The sequence below is a fragment of the Streptomyces sp. NPDC001348 genome, from assembly GCF_053597535.1.
The window spans coordinates 1-13,290 of the sequence record NZ_JBSFIK010000016.1 but is presented as its reverse complement, the minus strand read 5'-3'; the positions used below and the strand labels follow the sequence as shown (position 1 = coordinate 13,290).

The following is a 13,290-nucleotide window of genomic DNA, read 5'->3' as shown; positions in this document are numbered from 1 at the left end:
ACGCCGCCGGTGTGCCCGGGGGTCTTGGCACTGCCGTGGGACGACCCACCGCCCGGCGCACCGGCTGCCGGGACGAGCTGGACCGCGGCGGCGCCGGCCCCCTGGAACGGGCCGCTCAGCCGCCCGTCAGCAGCCGGACGGGAGTACCGGCGAGGAAGGCGGTGATGTCTTCCACGGCCTGCGTGTAGAAGGTGCGGTAGTTCCGGTCGGTGACGTAGCCGAGGTGCGGGGTGGCCAGCACGTTCGGCAGGGAACGCAGGGGGTCGTCGGCGGGCAGCGGCTCCGACTCGAAGACGTCGAGTCCCGCCCCGGCGATCCAGCCCTCCCGCAACGCGCGCAGGAGTGCCGCTCGGTCGACGATGGGTGCGCGGGAGGTGTTGACCAGGAAGGCGTGCGGGCGCATGGCGCGCAGCTCCGGCTCGCCGAGCAGGCCGCGGGTGCGGTCGGACAGGACGAGGTGGACGGACACGAAGTCGCTGCGGCGGAGCAGGTCCTCCTTGCCGGAGGCGAGTCGGGCGCCGGCGTCGGCCGCCCGTTCCGCGGTGAGGTTCTCGCTCCAGGCGAGGACCTCCATGCCGAACGCGGTGGCGACGCGGGCGACCCGGGTGCCGATCTTGCCGAGTCCGAGCAGGCCCAGGGTCCGGCCGTCGAGGTCCTGGCCCACGGTGGACTGCCAGGGGCCGCCCGCGCGCAGGGCCCGGTTCTCGTCGGTGACGTGCCGGGCGAGACCGAGGAGCAGCGCCCAGGTCAGTTCGACGGGCGGGGTGGAACTGCTCGCCGTCCCGCAGACGGTCACGCCCTGTGCCGCCGCCGCGGCGAGGTCGATGGAGGCGTTGCGCATACCGGTGGTCACCAGCAGACGCAGCCGGGGCAGGCGGCGCAGGAGGTCGGCGCCGAAGGGGGTGCGCTCCCGCATGGCCACGATGACCTCGCAGTCGGCGAGTTCGGCCACGAGCTCGTCCCGGTCGGTGATGTGTTCGCGGAGCGTGCGCACCTCGACCTCGTCGGCGAGGGCGCTCCAGTCCGCCAGGGACAGGGCGACGCCCTGGTAGTCGTCCAGCACAGCACATTTGATGGTCATACGATCATTCTGCCGGGGCACGCGTACCCGTTCGGCTCGCGTCGCACGCGGTCGGCGGCCGGGCCGGCGAGCGGTTCGGCGGCCACCTCCCACGCTGCGGTCCGGTCGGTCCCCCGGGCGGCCGCTCTTGACCCAGCGCTTTCCCGAAGGTCGTACCATCCGACCGAGCACCATCGGTGGAACGTCCCCCCACGTCTTCGACGCCGTCACCGCACCGAGCGTCCACACCGGCCGAACCACCGAACCAGCACACCGGAAAGAGAGATCCACATGACCGCCGTACGTGGCACCGCCGTCGACGTCCCCACCCGGGACGGCACCGCCGACGCCTACTTCGCATACCCCGACGACGGCGCCGCCCACCCCGCCGTACTGCTGTACATGGACGCCTTCGGTCTGCGCCCGCAGCTCAGGGCGATGGCCGACCGGCTCGCCGGAGCGGGCTACACGGTGCTGGTCCCCAATGTCTTCCACCGGCACGGGCGGGCGCCGGTGTTCGCCCTGCCCGAGTTCATCAGCGATGCCGACCGGCCGGCTCTGTTCGAGCAGATCGTCCCGGTCGCGGGTGCGCTGACCGGGGACATGGTGGCCCGCGACGCCGCCGCGTATCTCGACTGGCTGGCCGCGCGTCCCGAGGCCGCCGCCGGACCGGTCGGCGTGTCCGGCTACTGCTTGGGCGCCCGGCTGGCCCTGCTCACCGCGGGCACCCACCCGGAGAGGGTCGCCGCCGCGGCCGGCTTCCACGGCGCGGGCCTGGCCACCGACGCTCCCGACAGCCCCCACCTGCTCGCCGGCCGGATCACCGCGGAGGTGTACTTCGGCCACGCCGACCAGGACCCCTCCATGCCGCCCGAGCAGATCGAACGCCTCGACAAGGCCCTCACCGAGGCGGGCGTCCGGCATCACAGCGACGTCTACGCCGGTGCCGCACACGGCTACACCATGGCCGACACCGACCGCTTCGACGCCGAGGCCGCCGAACTCCACTGGACCGTGCTGCTGGACCTGTTCGGCCGCACCCTCTGACTCCCCGGACGTGGGTGAGACGTGCCTGGCGTGGTACCGGGCCCGAAGGCGCCGGCGCCCTGATGGACGGGATCGGTCACCCGCGGCACCTCGACCGCCGTTTCACGGTCGGCTACCGAGAGTGACGTGCGGCGGGTCCGGGCGCCTGGGGCCGCGATTGCGACCTTCGGTGACCGACTCCACGATGAGGGCATGGTTCCCGCCGGCCCCGCGGACCGCTTCGACGCGTTCCGGGCCCTGGCCGACCGACGTGGACGGCCAGGAGCCCGGCTGATCGAGTCGCTGGCCGAGACCCGGGCCCGAACGGCGGACGGTCCCGAAGCCTGGGCGCCGGCCGTCGCCGCCCGTATGGGTCTACCCGCGGCCGCCGGGCTCGGACCGGCCGACTACTACGCGGACCTGGCCGCCCCGCACGGCCGCCGCCACGTCCGGGTGTGCGAGGCGACGGCGTGCTTCGCGGCGCAGGGCGGACGGCATCTCGCCGACGTCGAGCAGGAGCTGGGTGTCACTACGGGCACGGTGTCGGCAGACGGGGAGACGTCGCTGCAGACCGTTCGTTGCCTCGGGTACTGCTATGCGGGTCCCGCGGCGCTCGACGGTGCCGCACCTCGCACCGGTCCGACACTGTCCGGTCAGCTCGCGGGGCGTGAGCCTCCCCGGGCCCCGGAGATTCCGGCGGCGGACGACACCGGCGATCCGGTGCTGCTCGGCGGAGTACTGGCCGGCGAGCCCGGATGGCAGGTGTGGCCTCGGGTCGTGACGTCCGGCACTTGTGACGACGTCCAGTCGGAGGTGGCCGTGTCGGGGCTGCGCGGACGCGGCGGCGCGGGGTTCGGGGTGGCCGGGAAGTGGGCGGCGGCCGGCCGGGCACCCGGCACCGTGGTCGTCGCCAACGGGGACGAGGGGGACCCGGGCTCTTTCGCCGACCGGCTGCTGATGGAGGCGGAACCCGAACGGGTGCTGGAGGGCCTGGCCCTGGCCTGCTTCGCCTGCGGGGCAGGCCGGGGTGTGGTGCTGGTGCGTTCGGAGTACCCGCGGGCATTGGCACGACTGCGGGAGGCGGTCGGGCAGGCGTACGCCGAAGGACACCTGGGCCGGTCCGTGCACGGTACGGACATCTCCGTGGACGTGGACGTGGTACGGGGCGCGGGATCCTATGTCGCGGGTGAGGAGACCGCTCTGATCGCGAGCCTGGAAGGGGACCGCGGGTGCGCCCGGCCCCGCCCGCCCTACCCGACCCAGCGCGGGCTGTGGGGCGCGCCGACGGTGGTGAACAACGTCGAGACCCTCGCGTCCGTGCCGTGGATCGTCTCCCGGGGCGGTGCGGCGTACGCCCGACGCGGCGCTCGGAGCGAGACCGGGACGAAGCTGGTCTGCTTGTCGGAGAGGTTCGCCCGGCCGGGGGTGTACGAGGTGGAGCTGGGCACTCCGCTGCTGCATGTCGTCACCGAGTTGGGCGGCGGTCTGAAGGACGGCGGCGAGCTGACCGCGCTGCAGGTAGGCGGGCCGCTGGGCGGATTCCTCGGTCCCGGTGCCCTGGACGTGCCGCTGACGACCGCCGGCCTCGCGGCCCGGGGCGCCGCGCTCGGGCATGCCGGACTGGTCGCCTTCGACCAGCGGGTGGCACCCGAAGAAGTGCTGCGCCACATCTGGCGTTTCGCCGTGGCCGAGAGCTGCGGCGCCTGCTCCCCCTGTCGTGTGGGCTCTCGCCGCGGCCTTCAACTGGCGTCCGGGGACACCCCGCCCGGCCCCGAATGGGGGCGGCTCGCACATGTTCTGGCCGAGGCGAGCCTGTGTGCCTTCGGGCGGCGCATCCCGGCCGCGGTGCGCAGCCTCGCCCGCGCCTATGGAGACCGGCCGGCGGGATGGGATCCATGACCATGCGCGAGATCGAGCTCAAGGTCGACGGCACGGACGTCGCCGTTCCCGAGGGAGCCTCGCTCCTCTCCGCCGTGCGGGCGGCCGGGATCGAACTGCCCTCGCTCTGTTCGGACGCCCGGCTGAGCGCGGCCGGGTCGTGCCGGACCTGTCTGGTGCGGGTCGAGGGCACGGTCGTGGCGGCCTGCGTGACACCGGCCCGGTCCGGTGCGTGCGTCGAAACCGCCACGGGCGGTCTCCGGCAGCTGCGCCGGGACGCCGTGGAACTCATCCTCTCCGCCCTGCCACGCCGGGCGCTCACCGAGCACAGTTCCAGTGAACTGGCTCACGTCTGCAAGTCGTTGGGCATCGCACCGGACGCGGCACAAGGCGCCGGAGGCCGCGGCGGGGACGACTCCCATCCGTACGTCCAGCTGGACCGGGACCTGTGCATCGCCTGCGGACGATGTGTCCGCATGTGCGCCGAGGTGCAGGGCACCTTCGCCCTGACCCTGGTGGGCCGGGGCGCCGACACCGTGGTCGCGCCCGGCACCGGCGGCCCCTGGGCCGAGTCGGACTGCGTGGCCTGCGGCGGCTGCATCGACACCTGCCCCACCGGTGCGATCACCGCACCGGGGCCGGGGCGCGGGCTCACCTCCGCCCACCGGCCCGCTGCGACCCGTACGACGTGCGGATACTGCGGTGTCGGCTGTGCCCTGGACGTCGTCACCTCGGGCGGCCGGGTCACGGCCGTACTGCCCGCCCGGGACGGCCCGGTCAACCAAGGGCATGCCTGTGTCAAGGGCCGCTTCGCCCACGGATACCTCACTTCTCCCGAACGGCTCACCCGGCCCTTGCTGCGCCGTGACGGCCGCCTGGAACCGGTGGGCTGGGAGGAGGCGCTCACCCATGCCGCGCGCGGACTGCGCGCGGCCGTCGAGACCGCCGGCCCGGACGCCGTGGCGGCGATCTCCTCGGCGCGTGCCACCAACGAGGAGAACTACCTCGTCCAGAAGTTCATGCGGGTCGTCATCGGCACGAACAACGTCGACAACTGCTCACGCCTGTGTCACTCCCCGTCCGCCGCCGGACTGACCGCCTCCTTCGGCTTCTCCGGCGGCACCGACACCTTCGACGACGTCGAACGGGCCGACTGCCTGCTCGTGGTAGGCGCCAACCCGGTGGAAGCCCACCCGGTGGTCGGGGCGCGGCTGCTCCGGCGCGTCCTGCACGGAGCCGGGCTCGTCGTCGCCGACCCCCGCGCCGTCGGCCTCGCCCGGCACGCCGACGTTCACCTGCGGCCCCGGCCCGGGACCAACGTCGCGCTGTTCCACGGACTCGCCCATGTCCTGCTCGCCGAAGGGCTGGCCGACGACGAGTTCCTGCGCGACCGGGCCACCGGCCTGCCGGAGCTCACCGAGTTGCTCCGGGACTACCCGCCCGACCGGGTCGCGGACATCACCGACGTGCCCGCCCCGGACCTGGTCGCCGCGGCCCGGCTGTACGGGCGGGCCCGGCAGCCCGCGATCGTCTACGGTCTGGGCGTCACCGAACATCTGCACGGTACGGACGGCGTCCGGTCGCTGGCCAATCTGGCGATCCTGCGCGGCGCCGTGGGCACAGGACGCGGGTACGGCGTCAACCCGTTGCGCGGCCAGAACAACGTCCAGGGCGCCTCCGACATGGGCGCGCTGCCCGACCTGCTGCCCGGCTACGGGAGGGTGGCCGACCCCGCCGCCAGGTCCCGGGCCGGGTCGGTGTGGGGCGCTCCGGTTCCACAGCGGCCCGGACTGCGTATCCCCGGCATGTTCGCCGCCGCGCGGGCGGGGCGGCTGCGGGCTCTGTGGGTCATCGGTGAGGACGTCTGCGCCACGGACCCCGACACGAACAAGGTGGCCGAAGCCCTGGCCGCCTGCCCCCTCGTGGTGTGCAGCGAACTGTTCCTGTCCGAGACCGCCCGCCGTGCCGACGTGGTCCTGCCGGTCGCGTCCTGGCTGGAGAAGGACGGCACGTTCGTCAACTTCGACCGCCGCTTCCAGCGGGTCCGATCCACCGTACCCCCGCCCGGGGAGGCCAGGAGCGACTTCGACGCCGTGCGTGCCATGGCCGCGGCCATGGGCGCCGACCTCGGCTGCCCCACTCCCGCGGACGCCCTGGCCGAGTGCGGACGGGTCGCACCCCTCTTCGCCGGCCTCTCCCACGAACGGCTGGACCGGGAAGGCGCCGTGCCGTGGCCCTGTACCCACCCCGGCCGCCCGGGTGAGGCCAAACTGTACGTGGAACGGTTCGCCACCCCGGACGGCAGGGCTCACCTCACCGCGGCCCCCTACCTCCCGCCCGGTGAACAACCCGACGACGACTACCCACTGCTCCTGGTCACCGGGCGGCGCTGGGCCCACTACAACTCCGGCAGCATGACCCGGCGAGGCGGCAACCTCGCGCTCGACCCGGTCGACCTCCTCGACCTCCACCCCGACGACGCCCTCCGGTACGGCGTGCGGGAGGGCGCGCGGGTCAGCGTCGAGAGCCGGCACGGCCGAGCCCGGCTCACCGCACACGTCAGTGAGCAGATGGCCCCCGGCCAGGTCTTCTGCTCCTTCCACTTCCCCACGAGCGGGGTGAACCGCCTCACCTCCGGCCACGCGGACACCGTCACGTCCTGCCCCGAGTACAAGGTCACGGCGGTGCGCGTGACGGCCCGGTGACCGGGTGCCGGTCAGTGCTCCGGCAGCGAGAGGGTGCAGGTTTCCCCGGGTGCGACCGTGACGGCCCGGTCGGCCAGTACCACGCGGATCGGTGACTCCTCCGAGTCGGGCACTCCGATCTCCAGCTGCCCGCTCCGGCGCCGGACGCCGACCCCCCAGTGACCGCGGTAGCGCAGCGAGAAGCCGTACTCGGAGAGGGCGGGGAGCGGCACCGGGTCCAGCCACAGCGCGTCCTCGCGGGTCTCCAGTCCCGTGAGACCGCGCTGGACGAGGTCGAGGGTCCCGCCCATGGCCCCCAGATGGATGCCCTCACCGGTCGTGCCGCCCTGGATGTCGGCGATGTCGGCCTCCAGGGCCTCCTGGACGTACTGCCACGCCTCGGCTCGTCTGGCCCTGGCGAGTACCAGGCCGTGGACGAGTCCGCTGAGCGTGGAGCCGTGGCTGGTGCGCCGGAGGTAGTAGTCGACGGTTCCGCGCCACATGTCGTCGTCCAGGTCGTACCCCAGTCGCCGGAACAGGCGCCGCAGCTCGGCGGGGGAGAAAAGGTAGCCGAGCATGAGTACGTCGGCCTGTTTGGACGCCTTGTAGCGGTTGACCGTGTCACCCTCGGCCTCGAGGATCCGGTCCAGCCGCCGAATGCTGTCGTAGCGTGCCCGGTAGGCCTCCCAGTCGAGCTCGGCGAGGTCGTCGTAGCCCTCGAACTGGCTGATGACGCCCCGGTGGAAGGGCACCCGCAGCCGCCTGGAGACCTCGTCCCACTTCGGGAGTTCGTCGCCGTCCAGGCGCACCCGGTCGAACAGTTCCTCCCGGCGCCAGACGGGAAGACGCCGCAGGAGGTCCAGGGCGCGGGCGAGGACCCAGGCGGCCATCACGTTGGTGTACGCGTTGTCGTCCAGTCCCGGCAGGGCGGCACCCGGGTAGGCGTCGTGGTATTCGTCCGGGCCGACGACGCCCCGGATGCGGTAGCGGTCCGTGGCGGGGTCGAAGAACGCGAGGTCCGCCCAGAAACGGGCGATCTGCAGCAGCGTCTCCGCCCCCTTGGTGTGCAGGAACTCGGTGTCCCCGGTGGCCTCGCAGTACTGCCACACGTTGTAGGCGACCGCCGAACCCACGTGGTGCTGGAGCCGCGAACGGTCGGGCAGCCAGCGCCCCGAGTGCGGGTTGAGATGCCACTCCTGGGTCTCCTCGCGACCGTCGCTGCCGCTCTGCCACGGGTACATCGCCCCGGCCCGCCCGATCACGGCGGCCGCCCGGCAGGCCCGCGGCAGGCGCCGGTAGCGGTAGTCCAGCAGCGCCCGGGAGACCTCCGGGAAGTGCAGGTTGAGATACGGCAGGACGAACAGCTCGTCCCAGAAGACATGACCGCGGTACGCCTCGCCGTGCAGTCCCCGGGCCGGAACACCCACGTCCAGGTCCGCGGTGTGCGGTGACAGCGTCTGCAGGACGTGGAAGAGGTGGAAGCGCAGGACGCGGCCGGCCTGGCCGGGTACCTGGATGTCCGCGCGCCGCCACAAGCGCTCCCAGGCCGCGACGTGGGACTCCAGCAGGGCTGGGAAGCCGGCCGCCGTGGACACCCGGTCGGCGGCTTCCGCGAGCGGGTCGCTGATCGCCGTGTCGCGTGAGGTGTGCAGCGCCACGGTCTTCTCCACGGCGACGGGCCGGCCGGGAGTGACCGGGACCACCAGGCGGTGGACGGCGCGACGGCGGCCGGGACGGAGCTCCGAAGCCACCACGGCGGCGCCGGCCACGACCGTCCGGGCGACCAGGGCGACACCGATGTCCGAGGCGCTGGTCCGGCACTTCAGCCAGACGGTGTGGGGTTCCCGCGCCGCCGTCCGCACACGGTCCACATGGCGGCGTTCGAGGGCGCGGTAGCGGTGCACGTTGCCGTTGATCACGTCTCCGTCGAGGCAGGACTCGATCTCGATCTCCCCCGACCAGTCCTCGGCCGTGAACACCGTCCGCAGCGCGGCGAGGTGCGGGTCCCCCATGTGCACCAGGCGGGTCTGCTCGACACGCAGCACACCCGTGTCGTCGTCCCGGTGGCGGAAGGCCCTGGTCAGCGTGCCACGGCGCAGGTCCAGCGTGTGCCGGTGGTCGAGGAGGACGTGCCGGTCCGGGGAGAACCACTGGCCCCACGCTCCCCCGGCGCGGCGCAGGCGAAAACGGAGGAGCAGCCAGTTCGGGAGGTTGACCAGGTCCTCGTTCACCACCCGCCGCCCCGCCACGGTCGACTCCAGGCGGTTGTAGCACCCGGCCACGTAGGTGCCCGGGCAGTGCACGAGGCTCGCCCGGCTCTCCGGTACCGCTCCCCGCGTGGCGAAGTAGCCGTTGCCGAGCGTGCACAGCGACTCACGCAGCCGCTCCGCGGCGGGGTCGTAGCCCGCCCACTCCCATGTCCACTCCGACATCCCTCAGACCTGCTGAGGGACGACGGCGACCGGGCACTGCGAGTGGTGCAGCAGCGTGTGGGCGACCCTGCCCAGTTGCAGCCCGAAGTCACCGCGGCGCCGCCGGGCGCCGACGACGACGAGGTCGGCGTCGGCGGACGCCTCCAGCAGGACCCGATGGGCGGGGCCCTCCACCGGGTGGCGGTGGACATCCACCCGGGGGTGCTCCGGCAGGGCCTCTCGCAGGGCGTCGTCGAGGACGGCGGAGGCCTGCTCCTCGTGCGACCGGGCGGCGGCGTCGGCGATCAGCATGTGGTTCAGGGGCGCGTCGGCGGGAATGCGCCAGGCCCGCACGGCCGTCAGGGCGCAGCCGCGCGCCTCGGCCTCGCGGACGGCGAACCGCACGGCCTCCACGCCCTTGGCCGGGTCGCCGGTGCCGACCACGATCCGGCCGAGGGTTCCCCGTGTGCCGGCCTCCGCGCCACGGACCACGATGACCGGGCACACGGCACGAGCCGCGACCGCGAGGCTGACCGACCCCAGGAGCAGCCCGGCGATCCTGCCGCGCCCACGAGAGCCGGTGACCAGGGCGAACGACTCGGGTGCCGTCCTCAGCAACGCGGTGACGGCGTCCTCGGGCACCACCTCGCCCGACGCCTTCACCTCGGGATCGCGGAGTCCGACGCGTTCCGTGCAGGAGGCGATGATGTGCTGGGCCATGACTTCCTCAGCCGGGCGGTCGGTGCCGAAGGACGGCAGGGCTTCCTCGTACCGCTCCCAGAGGGAGGCGTGGACCAGGCGCAGCGGCACCCCGTGCCGTGCCGCCTCGTCCACCGCCCAGTCGACCGCCCGCAGACTGGAGTCCGATCCGTCGACACCCACGACCAGCGGGAGTTCCATCGTCGCCACCACCCTTGTCCGTCCGGTTGCCGAGCGCCCCCTGTGAATACCGTCGCACCGCCGACGAACCGCCGCGACATACGGGCCGGCCCCCGGACGGGGGTCTTCTGCCCGATTGCGGTACGCGCGGCCGCGGTGATGCTGGAGACATGCCCGACACTCCGCACATCGTGAGCGATGTGATGACGCTGCCCGTGGTGGCCGTCGGACGTGATGCGCGCTTCAGGGAGATCGTGCGGGCGATGGGGCAGTGGAAGATCAGTGCCGTGCCCGTCGTGGAGGGCGACGGGCGGGTCGTCGGTGTGGTCTCCGAGGCCGACCTGCTGCCCGTGGAGGAGCCCCCCGGCCGCGGTCTCAGCCGCGCCGAGGAACTGATGAGCGCCCCCGCTGTCACGGTCCGCCCCGGCACCACCCTGGCCCAGGCGGCGCGGATCATGGCGGCCAGGCACGTGCAGCGGCTTCCCGTGGTCGACGACGAGGACCGGCTGCAGGGCATCGTCAGCCGCGGTGACCTGCTGAAGGTGTTCCTGCGGCCGGACGAGGAGATCGAGGAGGAGGTGCGCCGCACCGTGGTGTCCTACCTGTTCCCGGCCCTCGGTCACACCATTCACGTGTCCGTGCACGACGGGGTCGTGATGCTCCGCGGGCAGGTCCAGGACACCTCGCTGGTCTGGGTCGCGGAGCGCCTCGTCCGCGCGGTGGAGGGCGTGGTGGGCGTCGAGGCACGGCTCGTCGGCAAGGACACCGAACCGGGCGGGCCCGCAACCACCCGGTGATCCGCGCGGTCCCCGCCGAATCCGGCTCGCCGGAGCGCCGGCCCGGGCCGGACCGGCCGTCAGAATGGTGCACGGACCAGGGCTACGGCACCCGGCGGTCGGCTCCGCTCTGATGTCACAGGGGCCATCCGGCGGCCTGCCGGGGACTCCTCCGGGGCGCCCCCGTGCCCTCCATGTCCCGCTCCGCGGCGTTCAGCAACTGGTGCGCGAGATCCACCATCGCCCGGCCCGCCGCCAGTTCGTCACCGATCTCGGGCACGTTCGCGTCCGCCGGGTGGCAGTGCGCGGATCCGTGGCCGGTGAGTGCCGTGGTGCCGGTGTCCAGGACCACGTGTGCCTTCGTCGTTCCCTCGTCGTCCTCGAAGAGGTGGAGGCGAACCTTCCACTCAGCCGTGTGCGACATCGCTTCTCTCCTCCGTCTGGCTGCCTGTGCTCTCGATGCGCCGCCGGACATCGGCCGCGAGCAGGCCGAGCCGTTCGGAGACCGTCGCGCGGGGCGCGACCGGCGCCCGGATCCGACGGGCCGCCGGCGGCAGCCCGCCCAGGTCCGCGGCGAGCCTCCCCCGGCACTCGTCGAGCGTGGACCTCCGGCCGGTGCGCCGCCCGCCGCGCATCACGGTCTCCAGCAGGGGCATGCCCTCGTCGGGCGGTTCCTCGTCGGCGAGCCCGATCACATCGCTGTACCCGGGGCGGCGGAACACCTGCTTCGGGCCCGGTGCTGTGACCTTCGCCGAGGAGAGCTTCATCACGGGCCGGCCCTCGTACGACACCATCTTGTACGCGGAGTCGAGGTACGGTGCGTCGGCCGAGACCCCGACGCGGGTACCGACGGCATAGGTGTCGATCGGTGCTCCGGAGCGGACCAGGTCGTCCACGGCGTACTCGTCGAGACCACCGCTGACGGTGATCCGTACGTCCGGCAGGCCGGCGTCGTCGAGGACGGCCCGGGCGCGGACCGCCAGGGCTCCCAGGTCGCCGCTGTCCAGTCGTACGGCCGAGCCGGGCCCGCGGTCCAGGTCCCGCAGGACACGCGCCGCGACGCGGACGCCCGCCTCGGTGTCGTAGGTGTCCACCAGCAGGGTCACCGGGCCGGGATGGGCCCGTGCGAAGGCGCGGAACCCGTCCTCCTCCGTGGCGAACGCCTCCACGAAGGAGTGGGCCATGGTGCCCACGGCGGGTATGCCGAGAGCAGTGGCCGCGGCCACGTTGCTGGTCCCGGCGAAACCGGCCATCGCACCGAGCCGGGCGGCCTGGAAACCGGCCTGCGGGCCATGGGTGCGCCGCAGGGAGAAGTCCACGACCGGGTGCCCGGCCGCCGCGAGCACACAGCGCACCGCCTTGGACGCGATCAGGGTCTGGTGGCTGAGCAGGTTGAGCACATACGTCTCGGCCAACTGTGCCTGCGGAAGAGGCGCCGTCACCTCCAGCAGGGGCTCCCCCGCGAGCACGATCCGGCCCTCGGGTACGGCCCGCACCCGGCCGGTGAACTCCAGGCCGCGCAGCGGTTCCAGATCCCCCGGCGGCCGGTGCAGCGCGGCGGCGAAGGCGGCGACGTCCTCGGCGCCGACACGAAGGGCGGACAGGTGGTCCAGGGCCGACTCCAGGCCCGCGGCGACCAGGAAGCCCCGCTCGGGGGGCAGGTCGCGGACGAAGAGGCTGAACGTCGCCGGACCGGTCATGCCCTCCCGCAGGTAGGACATGGCCATCGTCACCTCGTACAGATCGGTGGTCGTCGCATCGGACACCGGTGTCGCCTCCCTGCCACGTGGAACGGCGTCATATCTGTGGAACGACCGCGACCGGACACGGTGCGTGGTGGAGGGCCGCGTGATTGATCAGGCCCAGTTGCAGGCCCGGGTGGCCCTGTCGTCTGCGGGCGCCGACGATCAGCAGGTCCGCTCCGGACGCGGCTTCCAGCAGTGCCCGGCGTGCCGGTCCCTCGGTCACCTCTCGGGTCACCCGAGTGCCGCCGTACCGCTCCGCCGGGCCGCGCAGCGCGTCGTCGAGCACCTGCGCCGGCGGGCGCTTGGGGGCCTCCAGGGCCCACGCCGGTGCCCGAGGTGCGGCGAGCGTGCCGATCGGTGCGCTCCAGGCGTGCACCGCCACCAGCCGGCACTGCCGCACATGGGCCTCACGGAAGGCGAACTGCACCGCCGTGCCACTGCCCGCTCCGTCCTCCACACCGACGACGACGCTCCCGAACCGGTCGTGCCGGTGCTCCGTCGCGCCGCGCACCACGACGACGGGGCAGTCCGCTCGCGCCGCCACGGCCAGACTGACCGATCCCAGGAGCATTCCGGCGAGGTCTCCGAGCCCTCGCGACCCGAGCACCAGCGCGAAGGCGTTGCGTCCCTCGTCGACCAGGGCGGAGGCCGCGTCCGCAGGCAGCACCTCGCTCGACAGCGGCACCGTGGGAGCACTCTTCCTGGCACGCTCCGCGGCGGCGGCGACCAGGCCGGACGCCCATGACTTACGCGCCCTGCGGCACAAGGCGGGGACTCCCAGCTACCGGCAACTGGCCGCGCGGGCCCACTTCTCGGCCACCGCCCTGTCGC

The 13,290-nt window shown here is 73.3% G+C and carries 9 protein-coding genes and 1 pseudogene; 4 read left to right on the top strand and 6 right to left on the bottom strand.

The features are described from left to right. Positions 1-115: 115 nt before the first annotated feature. Complete coding sequence (locus ACWC21_RS18485; protein WP_450883003.1) at positions 116-1,081, bottom strand: D-2-hydroxyacid dehydrogenase family protein; 966 nt, start codon at positions 1,079-1,081, stop codon at positions 116-118. A 270-nt stretch (positions 1,082-1,351) separates the two neighbouring features. Between ACWC21_RS18485 and ACWC21_RS18480 the strand changes: the two genes are divergently transcribed. The 3 genes from ACWC21_RS18480 to fdhF all read left to right on the top strand — a co-directional run bounded on the left by ACWC21_RS18480 (position 1,352) and on the right by fdhF (position 6,669). Beyond that, complete coding sequence (locus tag ACWC21_RS18480) at positions 1,352-2,107, top strand: dienelactone hydrolase family protein (RefSeq protein ID WP_450883001.1); 756 nt, start codon at positions 1,352-1,354, stop codon at positions 2,105-2,107. Between the two features lie 192 nt (positions 2,108-2,299). Then, complete coding sequence (locus ACWC21_RS18475) at positions 2,300-3,985, top strand: NAD(P)H-dependent oxidoreductase subunit E (RefSeq protein ID WP_450883000.1); 1,686 nt, start codon at positions 2,300-2,302, stop codon at positions 3,983-3,985. Continuing rightward, positions 3,982-6,669, top strand: coding sequence for a formate dehydrogenase subunit alpha (fdhF, locus tag ACWC21_RS18470; protein ID WP_450882998.1), 2,688 nt, complete (start codon positions 3,982-3,984; stop codon positions 6,667-6,669). The genes ACWC21_RS18475 and fdhF overlap by 4 nt, the downstream gene beginning before the upstream one ends. Positions 6,670-6,680: 11 nt before the next feature. Here fdhF and ACWC21_RS18465 read toward each other — a convergent pair whose 3' ends face one another. Further along, the gene (locus tag ACWC21_RS18465; protein WP_450882996.1) at positions 6,681-9,080 is read right to left on the bottom strand and encodes a glycoside hydrolase family 65 protein; all 2,400 of its coding nucleotides are present in this window, start codon (positions 9,078-9,080) and stop codon (positions 6,681-6,683) included. A gap of 3 nt (positions 9,081-9,083) precedes the next feature. Next, positions 9,084-9,959, bottom strand: a complete 876-nt coding sequence (locus ACWC21_RS18460; protein ID WP_450882994.1) for a universal stress protein — start codon at positions 9,957-9,959, stop codon at positions 9,084-9,086. A 149-nt stretch (positions 9,960-10,108) separates the two neighbouring features. Between ACWC21_RS18460 and ACWC21_RS18455 the strand changes: the two genes are divergently transcribed. Further along, positions 10,109-10,735, top strand: a complete 627-nt coding sequence (locus tag ACWC21_RS18455; protein WP_450882992.1) for a CBS domain-containing protein — start codon at positions 10,109-10,111, stop codon at positions 10,733-10,735. Positions 10,736-10,850: 115 nt separating this feature from the next. Here ACWC21_RS18455 and ACWC21_RS18450 read toward each other — a convergent pair whose 3' ends face one another. From ACWC21_RS18450 to ACWC21_RS18440, 3 genes and pseudogenes are all read right to left on the bottom strand, one after another. Continuing rightward, positions 10,851-11,138 (bottom strand): DUF1876 domain-containing protein, encoded by a 288-nt coding sequence (locus tag ACWC21_RS18450; protein WP_450882990.1) that lies wholly within the window; start codon positions 11,136-11,138, stop codon positions 10,851-10,853. Continuing rightward, positions 11,122-12,480, bottom strand: a complete 1,359-nt coding sequence (locus ACWC21_RS18445; RefSeq protein ID WP_450882988.1) for a nicotinate phosphoribosyltransferase — start codon at positions 12,478-12,480, stop codon at positions 11,122-11,124. The genes ACWC21_RS18450 and ACWC21_RS18445 overlap by 17 nt, the downstream gene beginning before the upstream one ends. Positions 12,481-12,511: 31 nt before the next feature. Further along, positions 12,512-13,198 (bottom strand): annotated as a pseudogene (locus tag ACWC21_RS18440) (universal stress protein); the annotation flags it as partial. Positions 13,199-13,290 lie beyond the last annotated feature (92 nt).